Origin of the sequence: Magnetospirillum moscoviense, assembly GCF_001650635.1 — a bacterium.
GTDB lineage: Bacteria > Pseudomonadota > Alphaproteobacteria > Rhodospirillales > Magnetospirillaceae > Magnetospirillum > Magnetospirillum moscoviense.
Map to the genome: position 1 here is coordinate 1 of NZ_LWQU01000137.1, position 18,215 is coordinate 18,215.

Consider the following 18,215-nt stretch of genomic DNA (forward strand, 5'->3'; position numbering starts at 1 on the left):
ATCCGGACCCGACCGCGCGATATTGCCTCGCCGCCGCCATGGGGGCGTGACCGTCAATACGATTCACGAATAGAGCCATAATCTATGTCAAAGGACAGCCCAGGCGGCCGGCCAGGTCCTGGATGAACTGCCAGGCGACGCGGCCCGAGCGCGAGCCGCGCGTCACCGCCCATTCGTTGGCGGCCCGGCGCAAGTCGTCGGTTTCGATCGGCAGGCCGTAGCGGGCGACATAGCCCTCGACGATTTCGAAGAAGGTGTCCTGGCCGACATGATGGAAGCCCAGCCACAAACCGAAGCGGTCGGACAGCGAGACCTTTTCCTCGACCGCCTCGCCGGGATTGATGGCGGTCGAGCGTTCGTTGTCGATCATGTCCCGCGCCATCAGGTGGCGGCGATTCGAGGTGGCGTAGAACACCACGTTGGTCGGCCGTCCCTCGATGCCGCCTTCCAGCACCGCCTTCAGCGACTTGTAGGCCTCGTCCTGGCCTTCGAAGGACAGATCGTCGCAAAACAGGATGGCGCGCCGGCCGCCGCTTTTCAGCAGGCGCAACAGGCGGGGCAGGCTGGGGGTGTCCTCGCGGTGGATTTCCACCAGGATCAGTCGGCCGGGGCTTTCCTGGTTAATCGTGGCATGCACCGCCTTGACCAGCGAGCTTTTGCCGGTGCCGCGCGCCCCCCACAGCAGGGCGTTGTTGGCCGGCAGGCCGTCGGCGAAACGACGGGTGTTTTCCAGCAACTGGGCGCGCTGGTACTCGATGCCCTTCAGCAGGCCGATGTCAACCCGGTTGACGTCGGCAACCGGCTCGAGTTGGTCGGGGTCGGCATGCCAGACGAAGGCGTCGGCGGCATGCATGTCGATGGCGGCCGGCTTGGGCGGCGCCAGGCGGTCAAGCGCGTCGGCGATGCGGGCCAGCAGGGTGCGGGTTTCTTGGTCCATGGACCGAAGCCTATTGCGTCGGGATTGCCGCCGCAAGCCGGGAGTTAGAGTTTGCATCGGCCGGAAGGGCCGCTATATTCCGGTCACTTCGCCGATTCGCCCAAGGAGCGCGCCCGATGTTCGTTTCCCCCGCTTTTGCCCAGGCCGCCGGTAATGCCGGTGGGATCGCCGGTGGGCTGGAATCCTTCCTGCCGTTGATCCTGATCTTCGTGGTGTTCTATTTCCTGCTGATCCGGCCGCAGCAGAAGCGCGCCAAGCAGCACAAGGAAATGCTGAGCCAATTGCGCCGCGGCGACCGCGTCGTGACCGGTTCGGGCATCTACGGCACCATCTCGAAGGTCATCAGCGACACCGAAGTGGTGGTCGAGATCGCCGAGGGCGTCAAGGTCCGCATGGCCCGCCCGGCCATCCAAGAAATCCTGTCCAAGACCGAGCCGGTCGCCGCCGCCAAGGACGAGGCCAAGGACGAGCCGGCCGAGCCGGCCGCCGACAAGTAATCGTTTCCAACAGGATTTGGGTCCGACATGCTCCAGTTTCCCAAGTGGAAGATCATGATGGTGCTGATGGTCAGCCTGTTCGGGCTGGTCTGGTCGGTGCCCAACCTGTTGTCCCGCGACGTGACCGACCGGCTGCCGACCTGGCTGCAGCCGGTCAGCCTGGGTCTTGACCTGCAGGGCGGCTCGTACCTGCTCCTCGAGGTCGACACCGCCTATGTGGTGCGCGAGATGCAGGCCAACCTGGTCGAGGCCCTGCGCGTCACGCTGCGCAAGGAAAAGGCCAAATATTCCGATCTGGGCGCCATGGGCCGCGATGCGGTCAAGGTCCGCCTGCTGGAGGCGGCCGACCGCGAGCGTCTGCGCCCCGAGCTGCGCAAACTTGAGCCCGAGGCGGAATTCGCCATCGCCGAGGACGGTCTGGTCACCTTCAAATATCCCGAGCCGGTGATGAACAAGCGCATCCGCGCCGCCATCGGCCAGTCGATCGAGATCGTGCGCCGCCGCGTCGATGAACTGGGCACGCGCGAGCCGTCGATCCAGCATCAGGGCGTCGACCGCATCGTCGTCCAGCTGCCGGGCATCAAGGACCCCGACCGCATCAAGGCGCTGCTGGGCAAGACCGCCAAGCTGACCTTCCACATGGTGGACGATTCGGTCACCCCGGAAGAGGCCGGCCGCGGCCGGGTGCCGCCCGGCTCGATGCTGCTGAACTCGGCCGAGCAGGAGCGGGGCCTTCCCGCCCAGTACGTGGTCAAGAAGCGCGTCGAGGTCGGCGGCGACCAGTTGGTCGATGCCCAGCCGACCTTCGCCAACGGCCAGCCGGTGGTGTCGTTCCGCTTCTCGGTGGCCGGCGGCAAGAAGTTCGGCGACACCACGCGTGAGAATTCCGGCAAGTTCCTGGCCATCGTGCTGGACGACAAGGTTATCTCGGCGCCGCGCATCAACGAGCCGATCACCGGCGGCTCGGGCCAGATTTCCGGCAGCTTCACCGTCCGCCAGGCCCAGGATCTGTCGCTGCTGCTTCGGGCAGGTGCGCTGCCGGCGCCGTTGCAGGTGCTGGAAGAACGCACCGTCGGTCCCGATCTGGGCGCCGATTCCATCAAGGCCGGCGCCATCGCCAGCCTGTTGGGCATCGTCTTGGTGGTCATCTTCATGGTGGTGATCTATGGCGTGCTGGGCCTGATGGCCAATGTCGCCCTGGTGCTGAACCTGGTGCTGCTGACCGCGCTTTTGTCGGTGCTGGGCGCCACCCTGACGCTGCCCGGCATCGCCGGCATCGTGCTGACCATGGGCATGGCGGTTGACGCCAACGTGCTGATCTATGAACGCATCCGCGAGGAGCATCGCCTGGGGCGCGGCATCATCGGCTCGGTCCAGGCCGGCTTCGAGCGCGCCTTCGGCACCATCCTCGACGCCAATCTGACCACCCTGGTCGCCGCCGCCTTGCTGTTCCAGTTCGGTTCCGGCCCGATCAAGGGCTTCGCCGTCACCCTGACGCTGGGCCTGATCTCGTCGATGTTCACCGCCATCATGGTGACCCGCCTGTTGGTGTCGCTGTGGATCAAGTGGCACCGCCCCAAGACCTTGCCGCTTTAAGGGACCGACCATGAGCAGCTTCTACGCCCGCCTGATCGCCCGCACGCCGAAGTTCGACTTCGTCGGCAAGCGCATCTTCGCCTTCATCGTCACCGGCTGCATCGTCGCCGCCACCTTCGGCTCGATCGCCATCAAGGGCTTCAATTTCGGCATCGACTTCGCCGGCGGCCTGTTGATCGAGGTGCAAACCACCGATGGCCCGGCCAAGATCGGCCCGATGCGCGACATCCTGGGCGGATTGGGCCTGGGCGAGGTGTCGTTGCAGGAATTCGGCGCCACCGGCCGCGACGTGATGATCCGCGTCCAGCGCCAAGAGGGTGACGAAAAGGCCCAATTGGCCGCGCTGACCAAGGTGAAGGAGGCTTTGGGCGCCGGTTACGATTATCGCCGCGTCGAAATCGTTGGCCCCAAGGTCGGCGAGGAACTGAAGCAGGACGGCATCCTGGCTGTCGGGCTGGCGGTTCTGGCCATTGCCGCCTACGTGTGGTTCCGCTTCGAATGGCAGTTCGGCGCGGGTGCGCTGATCGCCACCTTCCACGACGTCATTGCCACCTTCGGGCTGTTCTCGGTGACCGGGCTGGAATTCAACCTGACCAGCGTCGCCGCCATCTTGACCATCGCCGGCTACTCCATCAACGACACCGTGGTCATCTATGACCGCGTGCGCGAGAACCTGCGTAAATACAAGGCGATGCCGGTCTACGACCTTTTGAACCTGGCGGTCAACGAGACACTGGCCCGCACCTTCCTGACGGTGGCCACGGTGTTCATCACCGTCGTCGCCCTGCTGGTGTTCGGCGGCGAGGTGCTGCACGGCTTTTCGGTGGCCATGCTGTGGGGCCTGATCGTCGGCACCTATTCGTCGGTGTTCGTGGCGTTGCCGGTGCTGATCTATTTCAACCTGCGTTCGGGCGCCGACCGCGAGGACGAGGAGCAGGGCACCGAAGCGCTGCCCTGAGGCCCGCCATGGACATCACGCCCGTCGTCGGCAAGGAATTTCAGCTGATCAACGGCTATGGCGACGGTGGTTTCACCATCGCCGGCACCCGCCATGAAGGATCGGTGCTGATCCTTGCCACCCAGACCCTTGCCTGGTCGCCCCGATCCTTGGGCGAGGTGACACCCGAAAGCCTGGCGGAATTGTTTCAAGCCAGCCCGCGCCCGACCGTCCTGTTGCTGGGCTGCGGCAAGGGCATGCGGCCGGTGCCCAAGCCCTTGCGCGATGCCTGCCGGCCGCTGGGCATCGTGGTCGAGCCGATGGATACCGGGGCGGCGTGCCGTACCTTCAACGTCCTGCTGACCGAGGGCCGCGACGTCGCCGCCGCGCTGATCGCGGTATAGAGCAGCGCACCTTTAACCATGCTCAACACCCATCATGCCCGCGAAGGAGCCTGTGAAGGAAATGGCATTGGCGATCCACCTGTGATTCCCTATGGGGAACAGGAGGTTTCCGATGTCGCAGGTTCGGTATCGTCAAGTTGATCGCTCTCAGCTTCGCTGGGACATGGTTGATCTGGACAGCCAGATTCCCGGAGATCATCGGGCGCGGGTGGTTTGGGCGTTCGTTGATGCGCTGGATCTGACCGATCTGTATGCATCGATTCGGGCGCAGGAGTTTGGCCCCGGTCGCCCGCCGGCCGATCCGCGCATTCTTTTGGCGGTGTGGCTGTATGCGACGCTGGAAGGGGTTGGGTCTGCCCGGCAGGTGGCGAAGGCCTGTGTCAGCGACGCAGCCTATCGCTGGCTGTGCGGCGGGGTTTCGATGAATTACCACGGTCTGAGCGACTTCCGCGTTGGCCATGGCGACATTCTGGACCGGCTGCTGACGGAAACGGTGACGGGCTTGGTGGCGGAAGGGCTTGTCAATCTGGATGAAGTCGCCATCGACGGCACCAAGGTGAAAGCCAGTGCGGGGCGGGGCAAATTCCGGCGGGCGGCGACGCTGGAGCGGATCGAGGCCTCGGCGCGCGACCGGGTGGCCGCGTTGAAAGCCGAAGTGGACAGCGATCCGGAGGCATCCTCCCGCCGCCGTCAGGCGGCCCAGCGGCGCGCGGCGGAAGACGTGGCTCGTCGGGCCGAGGCCGCCCGTCGGGTCGTGGAGAAACTGCGCGCGGAAAAGACTGAACGGGCCAAACGGCACAAGAAAGCCGAGGCGGAGAAGGCCGAGGAGCGGGCCAGCCTCACCGATCCCGAGGCCCGCGCCATGCGCTTCGCCGATGGGACCACCCGCCTTGGCTACAACGTCCAACTGGCTGCCGCCACCGAGACCGGCGTCATCGTCGCCGTCGATGTCACCGACCGGCGCAACGATGCCGGTCTGGCGGGACCGATGGTCGATCAAATCGAACGCCGGTTCGCTGCCGCGCCCAAACGGGCACTGGTCGACACCACCTACGCCACCCATGATGACATGGTGTCGCTGGCCGAACGGGGAACCGCAATCTATTCGCCGGTCCCCGCCGACAAGCCCGATGCCAAACCCGCCACGGTCCAGCGCCGGGCGTCCCAGCGGCGATCCGAACCCGACGCGGTCAAGGCCTGGCGCCAACGCATGGCCCAACCCGAGGCCGAGGACATCTACGGCCGCAGAAAGCGGATCGAAACCATCAACGGCATTCTCAAAGGCAGAGGCTTTGGAATTCTCCTCGTCCGCTCGATCGCCAAAGTCAAATGCATCGCCTTGTTGCAGGCCATCGCCCACAATCTGTGGCGCGCCCATGGGCTGCGAGCCGCCACGGCATACCCCACAGTCTGACCCACCGGGGCAGCGTTCCCTCCTGCCCCACGCCCCGAGCCCCGGGCTCGGGCTGAGCCCGCTTTCAAGCCGGCCGCTACCCGAACCTGTCCGCTTCGCCGAGAGGACAAGCGAAAGATACCAAAACTCAGATTCCTTCACAGGCTCGAAGGCGGGCATCCACGAGTCGCGGGAGAACCGGATGTGGACTCCCGCCTTCGCGGGAGTGACGGTTCAAACATAAGTGCGTCCGATTTAAAGTTCGCGACTCTGGACGAAAAAAGGGGCCCCGAGGGGCCCCTTTTCATGGCTGATCACCACCCTTACTGGGCGATGACGCTGATCGCGCGGCGGTTCTTCGACCACGAGGACTCGCTGGAGCCGATGGCTTCCGGGCGTTCCTTGCCGTAGGTCGAGGTGGTCAGGCGGTTCGAGCTGACGCCCTGGGCCAGCATGTATTCCTTGGCGGCCTGGGCACGACGGTCGCCCAGGGCCAGGTTGTACTCGCGGGTGCCGCGTTCGTCGGCATGGCCCTCGATGCGCAGCATCACGGTCGGATAGCGGCGCAGGAAGGCGACCTGACGGTCCAGGGTGCCCTTGGACTCGGCCGACAGGCTGGTGCTGTCGGTGCCGAAATAGACGCGGTCGCCGACCGAGGTCTGGAATTCGCGCTGCATCTGAGCCAGGCGCTCGGCCTCGCTCATCGTGGCGGGCGCCATCGGGCGGGCCGGCTGGGCGGCCATAGAACCGGAGCCGGTGGTGCCGCCGGTCTGCTGCGCTTGATCCGAGCAGGCCGACACGGCCATCAGCGCGGTGAGGGCGGTGAACGAAACGAGGAAGCGACGCATGACTTTAGTCCCCTATGGGTAGTGTGATCCAAGGCAGGATGCTGCCGGACAAAAATGGCGAAAATAAGAGGCGGCCCGCCTCTTAATGGAGGGGGCCGCCCGGTATTAGCACTAAATCTGCGATCAGCCCAGATTCTTCTCGACGAAGGACCAATCGACCAGATGGTCCAGGAAGGCCTGGACGAAATCGGCGCGGCGGTTCTGGAAGTCGATGTAATAGGCGTGTTCCCACACGTCAACGGTCAACAGCGCGGTCTGGCCATGGGCCATCGGCAGGTCGGCGTTGGCGGTCTTGGTGATCTTCAGCTTGCCGCCGTCCAGAACCAGCCACGCCCAGCCCGAACCGAACTGGGTCAGGGCGGCGTTCTTGAATTCCTCGGCGAACTTTTCGTAGCTGCCGAAATCGGCCTCGATCTTGGCGCCGATCTTGCCCGACGGCTTGCCGCCGCCGCCCTGCTTCATGCAATTCCAGAAGAAGGTGTGGTTCCACACCTGGGCCGAATTGTTGAACAGGCCCTGCTTGGCCGGCAGATCCTTGGCGGCGATCATGATGATCTCGTCCAGCGACTTGGTCGCCAGGTCGGTGTCCTTGATCAGGCCGTTCAGGTTGACGACATAGGTGTTGTGGTGCTTGCCGTGGTGGAATTCCAGCGTACGAGCCGAGATATGCGGCTCTAGCGCGCTCTTGTCGTAGGGCAGCTGGGGAAGCTCGAAAGCCATAATTTGCCTCTTACAGTTAGGTTGTGGATGAAATTGGAAAAGCTCTAAATCTGCTCGACAACATAGGGTGGTCGGGTCGTTTTGTGAAGCCCCCAAACTTTAGCACGAGAAGAGAAGATCGTCTTGTCCCACCGCAAGGCGTGCCGCCGTCAGGCCCGATTCCACCGCCGCCTCGATGGTGCAGGGCCAGGCCGAGGCCAGCCAGTCGCCAGCCAGAAAACAATGGGGCCACGGCGTGCGCGGGCCGGGCCGGGCGGCGATGGTGGCGGGCGCATGGTCCAAGGTGGCGCGGCGCTCGAAGATCAGCCGGTGGGGCGGCAGTAGCGGGCCAAGACCGCACAGGTCGGCGATCTCGGCCCAGATCGTTGCCGGATCGGGGCGGGCGGGGCAGGCCGACAAGGTGGCGCTGAGCATGGCGCCGCGCACCGCCAGCCACTGGACCTGGCCGCCGGTGAGCGCCAGGAAGGGTTGGCCGCCGGGCAGGGCGACCGGCCCGGGCAGGTGGACATGCAGGTTGGCGATGGCTTGGCAGGCCAGGTCGGGCAAGGCCGGGATCAGGCGCCGCGCCCCGTCGGCGGGCAGCGCCAGGATGATTCGGTCCTTGGGTGCCAGGGCAATGGTATGGTCGCCGAAGGACAGATGATCGGAATGGATGGCGCTCAGGCGGTGGCCGAAGCGGACGGTGGCGCCCCGGGCCCGCAGGAAGGATAAGGCCGGACCGGCGAAGGCCGCCGACAATCCGTCGGGAAAGATCACCGGCCGCAGGGCCTGGGGGCCACCCAGCACCAAGGCGCGCAGCAGACGGGCCAACAAGGCGGCCTGGGCGGTCTCGGCCGGGCTGTTCAGCGCCGAGACGCACAAGGGCTGCCACAACGAGCCATAGGACCGGCACCGCCCCAAGCGCTGGGCGACGGTCTGGTGTTGGCCAACCCACGGCAGACCGGCCGCCCGCAGGGTCTCGCCCCAGCCGGCCGGCGGACGGCCCGGCCGCAGCTCTGTCAACCGGCGGCTGACAAGGTCGAGGATCGGCAGGTGGGCGGCGAGAATCCGGTGCTGGCCGCCGATGGCGCCCAGCAGGGCCAGGGTGTGACGGTTGGCGCCCAGCACCAGATGGGTGCCGTTATCGATGGTGGCCCCTAAGATCGGGTCGGTGAAGGATCGGCAGCGCCCGCCGGCCTGGGGCGCGGCCTCGAACAGGCGGACCCGATGGCCGGCCCCGGCCAGGGCGACCGCCGCCGCCAGGCCGGCGATGCCGGCACCGACCACATGGGTCACCACAATTAGGGTCCGACCATGGCGGTGCGCAGCGCGATCCACAGCTTGGCCGCCGCCGGCAGGCGCGGATGGGGGTGGGGGCGGCGCCAACCATGGCGGCCCAGACGGTTCAGCAGGGCGCGATAGGTCGCCAGCATGGTCGCCGCCGGCCACAATCTGTGCCGGCCGATGCGGGCCAGCTCGGCCTGGGCCTGGTCGAAACGCTGATGGGCCAGCCCGGCCAGGGCCTGGCAGGCCTGGGCGCGACGGGGGTGGGACAGCACGGCCAGCGGGCCGCCCGAGGGTATGCCGGCCTGGTCCAGGATTTCCACCGGCAGGTACAGCCGGCCATTGACAGCGTCCTCGTCCAGGTCGCGCAGGATATTGGTCAGCTGCAGCGCCTCGGCGGTCAGCAGGGCGAAGGAATCGGCATCGAAACGACCCAGGATGCGCACAGCCATCAGCCCGACGGTGCCGGCGACCTGTCGGCAATAAAGCTGCAACTCGGCCAGGCTGGGGGCCACCATTGGCGCCAGGATGTCGCGCTCCATGCCGTCCAGCAGGCAATCGATCTCGGCCCGGGGCAAGTTATGGCGGGTGATGGTGGCGGCAAAGGGTGTCAACTCGGGTGACAGGGCCTGGCCGGTGGCGAAAAAGGTGGCGATGGCGGCCCGCACTACCGCCAGGCGGGCGGCGCGGGTTTCCACGCTTCCTGGCCCGTCGGCGATGTCGTCGACGGCGCGGCAAAAGCCATACAGCGCGAACATGTCGGTGCGGACCGGCGCCGGCAACAGCCGCATCGCCCAATAGAAGGACGACGACGTCACCGGCGCTGCAACCCGCTGATCAGCCCCTCGACCACCGCGACGCCATAGGCCAGCGGGGTCAGCCTGACCGGCTCGGCCAGCGGGTCGTGGCGGCGCAGCAGGGCCGACAGGCGCCTGGCCACCGCCACGGTGACGGCGGCTTCCAGCCGCAGGCGGCGATTATTGATGCGCCCGGGCAGGGCCGATGCCAGGTCGATCAGTCCATCGACCTGATCCAGCACATGGTCCAGCAAGTCACGCAATTCGGGGCTGGTGGTGGGGTGGGCCAGGCTGCCGCGCACCGCGCCCGCGGCCTCCATCCAGTCGGCCGGCAGATAGACCCGGCCCAGCGTTTGGTAATCGGCGCCGCAATCTTGCAGATGGTTCAGGATCTGCAGGCTGGCGCACAGGGCGTCGGAGGGGGCGTGGGTGGCAGCACCTTCGCCATGCAGGTCCAGCAGGAAGCGGCCGACCGGCGCTGCCGAGAACCGGCAATAGGCCATCAGGTCGCCCCAATCGCGGCACTGGTCCAGGAAGGCATCGCGGCGGAAGGCCTGCAGCAGGGCGGCAGCATGGGCCAACAGGGCGGGATCGTTGCCGACGGCATCGCAAAGATCGATGGCTTCGGCCACCATCGGCGCGCCGCCGGCCAGGCTTTGTTCCAGCGCGTCCAGGCGGGCCAGCTTCTGGTCGGGGGCCAGGGTCGGGTCGTCGGCGATGTCGTCGGCCAGGCGGGCGAAGCGATAGAACGCCATCACCTGGGCGCGGACGGCCGGCGCCAGCAGGCGCGAGGCCACGGGAAAGTTCTCGCCCACGGCGGTCTTGCCGGTCGGGGACGGCAGCAGCACGGCAGCGGCGGAGCGGCTCATCGCGTCCTCCCATTGGTGTCGCCGGTTGGAGGAGATATATATGCCATGCCCACGCCCTTCGCGCCTAGGACTTTGGATGGAACCTTCCCTGTCTCCTGCCGCCCGGTTGGTTCAAAAGCTGGACCGCGACCGTTTCGCCACCGTGCTGTTCGCCCCCGAGAGTGCGCGCGAGAAGCTGTTCGCCCTGTATGCGCTGAATGTCGAGCTGGCCAACATCCGCACCCAGGTGCGCGAGCCCCAGGCCGGGCTGATCCGGCTGCAATGGTGGCGCGAGGTGCTGGACGGCGGCCGCGACCCCGAGGCCCGGCCCCATCCCATCGCCTGGGCGGCCCGCCAGTTGCCCCTGGTCGGCGCCGATTTCGAGCCGCTGCTGACCGCGCGCGAGAACGATCTGGAGCCGGCCCCCTTCGCCGATCTGGCCGCCGTCGAGGATTACGCCCGCGCCACCGCCGGCTGCCTGGCCCGCCTGGCCTGCACCCTGCTGGGGACCGACGGCCATCGGGCGGCGGAAACGGTCGGCACCGCCTTCGCCCTGGTCGGGCTGGCCCGCGCCATGGCCTTCCATCACGGCACCGGCTGGTCGGCGCTGCCGGGCGGGGCCAAGGCCGATCAGGCCGCCAACCGGGCCGCCCTGGCCCCGATCACCGCCCGTGCCGCCCAATTGCTGGACGAGGCACAGGCGATGGCCTATCCACGCGCCGCCCTGCCGGTCCTGCTGGCCGGCACCCTGGCGCGGCGTTACGTGCAGGTGCTGGCCGCCGCCGGCGGCGATCCGTTCGATTCAGCGGTGTCGCGGCCGCGTCCGATGCCGCTTCGACTGTTGTGGCATAGTTGGCGGGGGCGATTTTAGCCGTTGGTTGAGACAGAACGCGCCGTTTATGTCATGCTGTTGAAATAAAAGCATAAGCGGAGGCGACATCATGACTGCCAAGGCCATCATTCTGGCTCCGAACGGATTTCCCTGGCGATCGTTGGCGATCGGAATTGCCGTGATCTTTGCCGGCATGGGTGTCGGGCTTTACGTCATTGGCGCGGGCTCGGTCGGCGGGACCTTCGTGGTGTCGGCGATGATCGGTATCGCCGCCTTCGCTGCGTCGCTGGGGTAGGGCCGGCATCTCGGCCTGCTCGGTGGCCATTGCGGCTCACCATGTTGACGCGCCGGCCCGGTCCGCCTATTGAAAGGGCTGGTCTGGCAGGCGGGTGATCCATGCGTCTTGTTCCCCTGGTCGCGTTCGTCGCGTTCTGTGCGCTCGCCAATCTGGCGGGGTGGTGGTGGTTTAACCGGCCGGTGCCGGTCGGGCTGACCTTTGACGAGCCGTTCCCGTCGGTGTCGTTCGCGCCCTTCCGCCGTGGACAAAGCCCGATCAGCGGCGATTATCCGCCGCCGGCTCAGATCGAGGAGGATCTGAAAAGCCTGGTCGGCGTCACCAAGGGCATCCGCACCTATACCAGCCGCGAGGGGCTGGACGTGGTGCCGGCCCTGGCCGCCAAGCACGGCATCGAGCTGACCCATTCGGCCTGGCTGGGCCAGAAGCCGGAAATCAACGCCCAAGAGGTCCAGGCCCTGATCGCGGCGGCCAACGCCCATCCAGACTCCATCAAGCGGGTGATCGTCGGCAACGAGGTACTGCTGCGCCAGGATTTGCCGGTCGACCGCCTGATCGCCCATATCCGCGAGGTGAAGTCCAAGGTCAAGCAGCCGGTGTCCTATGCCGACGTGTGGGCCTTTTACCTGCGCTATCCCCAGGTCGCCGAAGAGGTCGACTTCATCACCATCCACATCCTGCCCTATTGGGAGGACGAGCCCATCGGCGTCGAGGGCGCGGCCGAGCATATCGTCAAGATCTACCGCCTGATCCAGGCCAAGTTCCCCGGCAAGCCGATCCTGATCGGCGAGGCCGGCTGGCCGACCAAGGGCCGCAACCGCGGCCCGGCGGCGGTCAACATGGAAAACGCCGCCTTCTTCGTGCGGACCCTGGCCAAGGTGTCGAAGGAAAACGGCTTCGACTACAACGTCGTCGAGGCCTTCGATCAGCCGTGGAAGGCCAAGCTGGAAGGCACCGTCGGCGCCTTCTGGGGCGTGGTCGATACCCACCGTGCCGTCAAGTTCTCGATGTCGGGGCCGGTCGTGGCCAACCCCCATTGGGCGATTCAAGGGGCCGGCGCTGCCCTGCTGGGCGCGCTGGCGGCCCTGGCCCTGATGCGCCGCGCGGCCAACTTCACCCCGGTCCGCGCCCTGATCGTTGCGGTCCTGGCACAAATTCTGGCCGCCGCCGTGGTCTGGCAGGGGCTGAACGCCTGGACCATCGCCTATAGCCCGCTGCAGGACGTCTGGGCGGCCGCGCGCATTATTATGCACTGTATTTTTGCAGGTATTATCCTGCGGGTGGCGGCCGCTTCGTTGGAAGAGGGCGCGCCGTTGGCCTCAAGCCATTGGGGTGGACGCTTCGCCGTGTTCTATGGCGTGTGTGTGTGGGCGATCTGCATGCTGATCTTCTTCAACGGACGCTATCGCGACATTCCGAACCTGGAATTCCTGGTCCCATGCCTGGGTTTGACCGCCTGGGGCCTGATCCGTTTGTTCGTTCTGGGGCTGAAATGGCCCGAGGCTTTCGCCATCAGCCGCCTGTTCGCCGGTGAATTGCCGGCCCGGGTCAAGGCGGCGAAGGAAGCGACCATCGCTTTGTTGATCGCGGCGGCCTCGGCGCCATTGTCGGAATCCCTGGCCCTTTACCTGGGCGAGGATTTCCAGTCGATGCATCCCGACTGGAGCCAGCAAGCGCCGCTGCTGGCTGAAATCGCATTCGCCAACGGCGAGATGCTGGTGTGGATGGCCATGGTTCTGGTCATGACCATCCCTTATTGGGCCGAATGGCGGCTGGGCAAGGGGCGGGGCTGACCCCGCTACTTGCACTCGCCGATCGAGCCCTGCGCGCAGATACGGCCGTCGATCCAGGTGGCGCCCGACAGCTTGGCGTTCATCAGCATGGCGTTCTTCAGCGACGCGCCCTTCAGGTTGGCGCCTTCCATGTTCGAACTGGTCAGGTTGGTGTGATCCAGGATCGCCCCTTCCAGATTGGCGCCCTGCATCTTGGTGGCGTGCATGTGGGCGCGGGTAAAGTTGGCGTTCTTGAAATTGCCGCCGCGCATATAGGTCAATTGCATCAGCGCCTGCTCGAAATTGGCGCCCTCGAAGTCGCCTTCGTCCAGGATCGCCGACAGGAATGCCGCATCGCGCAGGTCCAGCCCCTTGGCCTTGGCCCGGTACAGGTTGCCCCAATTGCAATTGGCCTCGGCTTCCAGCTTGCAGCTGGGGTTGACCGCCCGCTCATAGGCCAGGGCGGGGGTCGCCATCGCCGTCACCAAGGCCGCAATCGCCGCGAAACGCCACATCGGACTGTCCTCCCGTCGAAGATGCGAACAGTATGATGTTCGCATTCATTCTGTAGAATTCGGAAAGACTATCACGACGCGGCAACGCGATTATTTGATGATGGCTAACTACATCAATCGGGTGTTTATTTGTTCAGTCGCTCGGCGACTTCCAGCGCGGCATAGGTCAGCACCGCGTCGGCCCCGGCCCGCTTGAAACAGGCCAGGCTTTCCAGGCACACCTTGTCCCAATCCAGCCAGCCATTGGCGGCGGCGGCCTTCATCATGGCGTACTCGCCCGACACCTGATAGGCCAGGGTCGGCACGGCGAAGGCATCCTTGACCTTGCGGACGATATCCAGATAGGGCAGGCCGGGCTTGACCATTACCATGTCGGCGCCCTCGGCGATGTCGAGGCCGACTTCCCGCAGGGCTTCCTCGGAATTGGCCGGGTCCATCTGGTAGTTCTTCTTGTCGCCCTTCAAGGCCGCCTTCGAGCCGACGGCGTCGCGGAACGGGCCATAGAAGGCCGAGGCGTACTTGGCGGCATAGGACAGGATCTGCACGTCGTGCAGGTGGGCGGCTTCCAGCGCGTCGCGGATGGCGCCGATGCGGCCGTCCATCATGTCGGACGGCGCCACGATGTCGCAGCCGGCCTGGGCCTGGACCACCGCCATGCGGCCCAGGATATCGACCGTTTCGTCGTTGACGACATAGCCGTCGCGGACGATGCCGTCATGACCGTCGGAATTGAACGGGTCCAGCGCCACGTCGCAGATGATGCCAAGCGCAGGCACCGCCTGCTTGACCGCCGCCACCGCGCGGCACACCAGATTGTCGGGATTGACCGCCTCGCGGGCGTCGGGGGTCTTCAAGGACGCATCGACCGAGGGAAACACCGCGATCGCCGGGATGCCGGCATCGGCGGCGCGCTTGGCCGCCTCGACCAGCAGGTCGACCGACAGGCGGGCGACGCCCGGCATCGAGGTCACCTCCTGGCGGACCCCTTTTCCTTCCACCACGAACAGCGGCCAGATCAGATCATCGACGCTCAGCCTTGTTTCCGCCACCAGACGCCGGGCCCAGTCGTGGCGACGGGTCCGGCGCAGGCGGGTGCGGGGATATTGGGCGTCGGGTAGGAACAGCGGCACGGGTTTTTACTCCTTGCGGCCGCCCCCCCGATCCAGGCCTCAGGCCTTGTCCAGCGCCTGCGAGAGGTCGGCGATGATGTCGTCGATATGCTCGAGTCCGACGGACAATCGCACATAGCCCGCGGTCACGCCAGTTGCCAGTTTGTCATCATCGGACAGCTGGGAATGGGTGGTGCTGGCGGGGTGAATGGCCAGCGAGCGGGCGTCGCCGATATTGGCGACGTGATAGAACATCTCAAGCCCGTCGATGAAGCGCTTGCCAGCATCCGAGCCGTCCTTCAGCTCGAAACCGACCAGGGCGCCATAGCCGTGCTTCAAGATGGCATCGGCGCGCCTGCGGGTCTCGCCCTGCTGGATTCCGGGATAGATGACCTTGGCCACCTTGGGGTGCTTGGACAGGTAATGGGCCACCGCAGCGGCGTTGTCGGAATGGACCCGCATGCGCAACGGCAGGGTTTCCAGTCCCTGGATGAACTGGAAGGCGTTGAAGGGGGCCATGGCGGCGCCGATGTCGCGCTGCAAGACGACGCGGGCGCGGATGATATAGGCGATGGGGCCCAGCGGCTTGACCGCCTCGGTCCACACCGCGCCGTGATAGCTGGGGTCGGGCTGGGTCAACAGCGGGAAGCGCGCCCCGTGCTTCTCCCAATCGAACTTGCCGGAATCGACGATCATGCCGCCGATCGAGGTGCCGTGACCGCCGATGAACTTGGTGGTCGAATAGACGACGATATGGGCGCCGTGCTCGATCGGCCGGCACAGCACCGGGGTCGCGGTGTTGTCCATGATCAGCGGCACGCCGGTCTGTTCGGCCAGGGCGGCGACCTCCTTGATCGGGAAGGCCTGCAGCTTGGGGTTGGGCAGGGTCTCGGCGTACCAGCAGCGGGTCTTGTCGTCGGTGGCCCGCACGAAGGCCTGCGGGTCGGTGGGGTCGACGAAGCGGGCCTCGACACCGAACTGCTTCAAGGTGTTGGCGAACAGGTTCCAGGTGCCGCCGTAAAGGTCGGTCGAGGTGACGAAATTGTCACCGGCCTGGCACAGATTCATCACCGCGAAGGTGCTGGCCGCCTGGCCCGACGAGGTGGCCAGCGCGGCGACGCCGCCTTCCAGCGCGGTGAGGCGCTGTTCCAGCACGTCCTGGGTCGGGTTCATGATGCGGGTGTAGATGTTGCCCAGTTCCGACAGCGAGAACAGATTGGCGGCATGCTGGGTGTCGCGGAACAGGTAGGAGGTGGTCTGATGGATCGGCACCGCCACCGAGCCGGTGCCCGGATCGGCGCGGAAACCCGCGTGCAGGACGATGGTTTCCGGGTGCTTGCTGTTGACCGACATCTGCCTTCCTCCCTTGATTTCATTGGGCTGCGAGTTGAACACCGCGCAGATACCCTGTCAAGCGGGCCCCGGAATATTACCCGTGCCTGATATGTAGTATTGCCGCGCGCTTGCCACGATCCGGAAGCCTTGCAAAGATGGCCGGATGGAAACGCCCGAAGACGAGACCCTGTTTCGGCAATCAAGCGGTTTGGGGATCGTCACCCTGAACCGGCCCAAGGCCCTGAACGCCCTGTCGCCGACCCAGTTCGGCGCCATCGATGCACGCCTGGCCGCCTGGGCCGCCGATCCGACGATCAGGGTGGTCATGATCGAGGGGGCGGGCCAGCGGGCCTTTTCCGCCGGCGGCGACATCAAGGCGGTGTGGGACGGCCGCCAGAAATGCGACGAGGCCGGCAACCGCGAACTGTTCCGCGCCGAATACCGCCTGGACCGCCGCATCCATCATTATGCCAAGCCCTATGTGGCGGTGCTGGACGGCATCGTCATGGGCGGCGGCGCCGGTGTCTCGATCAATGGCCGCTTTCGCGTGGCGACCGAACGATCGCTGTTCGCCATGCCGGAATGTGCCATCGGCTTCTTTCCCGATGTCGGGGCCACCCATTTCCTGTCGCGTTGTCCCGGGCGGCTGGGCCTGTTCCTTGGCCTGACCGGGGCCCGGCTGGGGCCGGCCGACATGCTGGCGGCGGGGCTGGCCACCCATTTCGTGCCCGCAGCCGGGCTTGAGGATTTGCGGGCCGGCCTGGAACAGGCGTCGCGGCAAGGGGATGCGGCCCAGGCGGTGGCCGATCTGCTGGAGCGCCTGCATCAATCGCCCGGACCTTCGGCCTTGGCCGGACGGCTGGCGACCATCGAGCAGGTGTGCCGTGCCGACGGGCCGGAAGCGATGATTGCTGCCCTGGACGCGGTGGGCGAGGACTGGGCTGACCTGGCCGCCGCCGCGATGCGGGCGGCGTCGCCCACCAGTCTGGTGGTGACCTGGCGCCAATTGACTGAAGGCCAAGGCCTGGGCTTCGACGATGCCATCCGCCGCGAGTTCCGCCTGGCCTGCACCTTGTTGCAGGGAAGCGAGTTCCACGAGGGCATCCGCGCCCTGGTCATCGACAAGGATAAATCGCCGCGCTGGCGGCCGGCCAGCCTGGCCGAATTGCCAGCCCCCGAAATCGACCGCCTGTTCGCCGGCGTCAATGACGAGTTGACATTCCCATGACCACATCACGTGAAGTTCTGTTCGAGTTCCGCCGCGTCGGCAATGCCGTCAAGGTCAGCGCCGTCGATGTGGAGACGGCGGTCGAGGTGTCGATCGTCGGCGATGCGCGCTCGACCCAGGCCCAGTTGAAGGCGGTGGCGCTACGGAAATTGCAGTACGTTCTGGAAAAGCAGAAACAATAAACGGCCGCCGGACCAGGCCCGGCGGCCGTTTATTGTCAGGTGATCGGAAAATCAGCCCTTGCGACGCGCCGGCTTCTTTTCGACTTCGCCGGCCTTGCGGCCCAGGCCGATCTTCTTGGCGAAGTCGGAACGCTGGGCGGCATAGTTCGGGGCCACCATCGGATAGTCGGGCGGCAGACCCCACTTGGCGCGATATTCGTCGGGGGTCATGTTGTAGGTGGTGCGCAGATGCCGCTTCAGCATCTTCAGCTTCTTGCCGTCTTCCAGGCAGACGATGTAGTCGGGAGTGACCGATTTCTTCACCGTGACCGCCGGCTTGGGGGCCTCGACCTTTACCTCGGGAGCCCCGCCGTCCAGCGACGACAGCGACGAATACACGGTCTGAATGATCTCGGGAATTTGCCCGGCAGGAAGCGGGTTCTTGCTGACATAGGCGGACACGACATCGACTGCCATACGCAGGATATCGTCACGATTTGACTTGGCGGACATGGAGTCGGTCATTTCATTACCCGAGGAATGTTCTTGATCGTAAGAATCATAAAATGCATGCCGGCTCTGTGATGTCAATTCCAAATTGAATGTCTTGAGTAATCAATTCTTGGCGTTCACTCGTGCCATCAGTAAAAGACCGGATGTCGCACCAAAGCAACGTGGTCGATGTCTGCACCATACGGCCATCGTCACTTGACGGTCATCAAGGGTGC

The 18,215-nt window shown here is 65.8% G+C and carries 20 protein-coding genes; 10 read left to right on the forward strand and 10 right to left on the reverse strand.

Annotation, left to right across the window (positions count from 1 at the left end; translation table 11 throughout):
• Positions 1-82: 82 nt before the first annotated feature.
• Positions 83-937 carry an ATP-binding protein gene (locus tag A6A05_RS10080; protein ID WP_068500133.1) on the reverse strand — a complete coding sequence of 285 codons (855 nt, stop codon included), beginning with the start codon at positions 935-937 and terminating at the stop codon, positions 83-85.
• Positions 938-1,053: 116 nt separating this feature from the next.
• On the opposite strand from A6A05_RS10080, the gene yajC reads away from it, so the two are divergent.
• The 5 genes from yajC (at position 1,054) to A6A05_RS10105 (ending at position 5,785) form a co-directional block, all read left to right on the forward strand.
• Positions 1,054-1,434: a preprotein translocase subunit YajC gene (yajC, locus tag A6A05_RS10085; RefSeq protein ID WP_068500135.1), complete on the forward strand. Its 381-nt coding sequence runs from the start codon at positions 1,054-1,056 to the stop codon at positions 1,432-1,434.
• A gap of 27 nt (positions 1,435-1,461) precedes the next feature.
• Complete coding sequence (gene secD, locus A6A05_RS10090) at positions 1,462-3,030, forward strand: protein translocase subunit SecD (RefSeq protein WP_068500139.1); 1,569 nt, start codon at positions 1,462-1,464, stop codon at positions 3,028-3,030.
• Positions 3,031-3,040: 10 nt separating this feature from the next.
• Positions 3,041-3,988, forward strand: coding sequence for a protein translocase subunit SecF (gene secF, locus A6A05_RS10095; RefSeq protein ID WP_068500142.1), 948 nt, complete (start codon positions 3,041-3,043; stop codon positions 3,986-3,988).
• An 8-nt stretch (positions 3,989-3,996) separates the two neighbouring features.
• Entirely contained in the window at positions 3,997-4,371 is a 375-nt protein-coding gene (locus tag A6A05_RS10100; RefSeq protein ID WP_068500144.1) for an Mth938-like domain-containing protein, read from the forward strand.
• Positions 4,372-4,483: 112 nt separating this feature from the next.
• On the forward strand, positions 4,484-5,785 hold the full coding sequence (locus tag A6A05_RS10105; protein WP_068500147.1) for an IS1182-like element ISMmo1 family transposase: 1,302 nt from the start codon (positions 4,484-4,486) through the stop codon (positions 5,783-5,785).
• Between the two features lie 302 nt (positions 5,786-6,087).
• On the opposite strand, the gene pal is transcribed toward A6A05_RS10105, so the two are convergent.
• The 5 genes from pal to A6A05_RS10130 form a co-directional block, all read right to left on the reverse strand.
• Positions 6,088-6,612, reverse strand: a complete 525-nt coding sequence (gene pal / locus A6A05_RS10110) for a peptidoglycan-associated lipoprotein Pal (RefSeq protein ID WP_068500150.1) — start codon at positions 6,610-6,612, stop codon at positions 6,088-6,090.
• Positions 6,613-6,735: 123 nt separating this feature from the next.
• Positions 6,736-7,332, reverse strand: coding sequence for a superoxide dismutase (locus A6A05_RS10115; RefSeq protein ID WP_068500153.1), 597 nt, complete (start codon positions 7,330-7,332; stop codon positions 6,736-6,738).
• A 99-nt stretch (positions 7,333-7,431) separates the two neighbouring features.
• A complete protein-coding gene (locus A6A05_RS20835) occupies positions 7,432-8,607 on the reverse strand; it encodes a hydroxysqualene dehydroxylase (protein WP_172822257.1) in 1,176 nt (391 codons plus the stop codon).
• A 5-nt stretch (positions 8,608-8,612) separates the two neighbouring features.
• On the reverse strand, positions 8,613-9,413 hold the full coding sequence (locus A6A05_RS10125; RefSeq protein ID WP_068500155.1) for a squalene/phytoene synthase family protein: 801 nt from the start codon (positions 9,411-9,413) through the stop codon (positions 8,613-8,615).
• The gene (locus A6A05_RS10130; RefSeq protein WP_068500158.1) at positions 9,410-10,261 is read right to left on the reverse strand and encodes a squalene/phytoene synthase family protein; all 852 of its coding nucleotides are present in this window, start codon (positions 10,259-10,261) and stop codon (positions 9,410-9,412) included. The genes A6A05_RS10125 and A6A05_RS10130 overlap by 4 nt, the downstream gene beginning before the upstream one ends.
• A gap of 76 nt (positions 10,262-10,337) precedes the next feature.
• Between A6A05_RS10130 and A6A05_RS10135 the strand changes: the two genes are divergently transcribed.
• From A6A05_RS10135 to A6A05_RS10145, 3 genes are all read left to right on the forward strand, one after another.
• Positions 10,338-11,111, forward strand: a complete 774-nt coding sequence (locus tag A6A05_RS10135) for a phytoene/squalene synthase family protein (RefSeq protein ID WP_068500160.1) — start codon at positions 10,338-10,340, stop codon at positions 11,109-11,111.
• Between the two features lie 70 nt (positions 11,112-11,181).
• Positions 11,182-11,367 (forward strand): hypothetical protein, encoded by a 186-nt coding sequence (locus A6A05_RS10140; RefSeq protein ID WP_068500162.1) that lies wholly within the window; start codon positions 11,182-11,184, stop codon positions 11,365-11,367.
• Positions 11,368-11,468: 101 nt separating this feature from the next.
• The gene (locus A6A05_RS10145) at positions 11,469-13,160 is read left to right on the forward strand and encodes a glycoside hydrolase family 17 protein (protein WP_068500164.1); all 1,692 of its coding nucleotides are present in this window, start codon (positions 11,469-11,471) and stop codon (positions 13,158-13,160) included.
• A gap of 5 nt (positions 13,161-13,165) precedes the next feature.
• Here the strand turns inward: A6A05_RS10145 and A6A05_RS10150 are convergent, their stop codons facing one another.
• The 3 genes from A6A05_RS10150 to A6A05_RS10160 all read right to left on the reverse strand — a co-directional run bounded on the left by A6A05_RS10150 (position 13,166) and on the right by A6A05_RS10160 (position 16,116).
• Positions 13,166-13,654, reverse strand: coding sequence for a pentapeptide repeat-containing protein (locus A6A05_RS10150; protein ID WP_068500165.1), 489 nt, complete (start codon positions 13,652-13,654; stop codon positions 13,166-13,168).
• A gap of 125 nt (positions 13,655-13,779) precedes the next feature.
• Positions 13,780-14,784 (reverse strand): porphobilinogen synthase, encoded by a 1,005-nt coding sequence (gene hemB / locus A6A05_RS10155; RefSeq protein WP_068500167.1) that lies wholly within the window; start codon positions 14,782-14,784, stop codon positions 13,780-13,782.
• 39 nt (positions 14,785-14,823) lie between these two features.
• Positions 14,824-16,116: an O-acetylhomoserine aminocarboxypropyltransferase/cysteine synthase family protein gene (locus A6A05_RS10160; protein ID WP_068500228.1), complete on the reverse strand. Its 1,293-nt coding sequence runs from the start codon at positions 16,114-16,116 to the stop codon at positions 14,824-14,826.
• Positions 16,117-16,261: 145 nt separating this feature from the next.
• On the opposite strand from A6A05_RS10160, the gene A6A05_RS10165 reads away from it, so the two are divergent.
• Entirely contained in the window at positions 16,262-17,326 is a 1,065-nt protein-coding gene (locus tag A6A05_RS10165; protein ID WP_068500169.1) for an enoyl-CoA hydratase/isomerase family protein, read from the forward strand.
• Positions 17,323-17,508: a DUF6898 family protein gene (locus tag A6A05_RS10170; protein WP_068500171.1), complete on the forward strand. Its 186-nt coding sequence runs from the start codon at positions 17,323-17,325 to the stop codon at positions 17,506-17,508. The genes A6A05_RS10165 and A6A05_RS10170 overlap by 4 nt, the downstream gene beginning before the upstream one ends.
• Before the next feature lie 51 nt (positions 17,509-17,559).
• Here A6A05_RS10170 and A6A05_RS10175 read toward each other — a convergent pair whose 3' ends face one another.
• Positions 17,560-18,012, reverse strand: coding sequence for a Ros/MucR family transcriptional regulator (locus tag A6A05_RS10175; RefSeq protein WP_068500173.1), 453 nt, complete (start codon positions 18,010-18,012; stop codon positions 17,560-17,562).
• Positions 18,013-18,215: the final 203 nt, after the last annotated feature.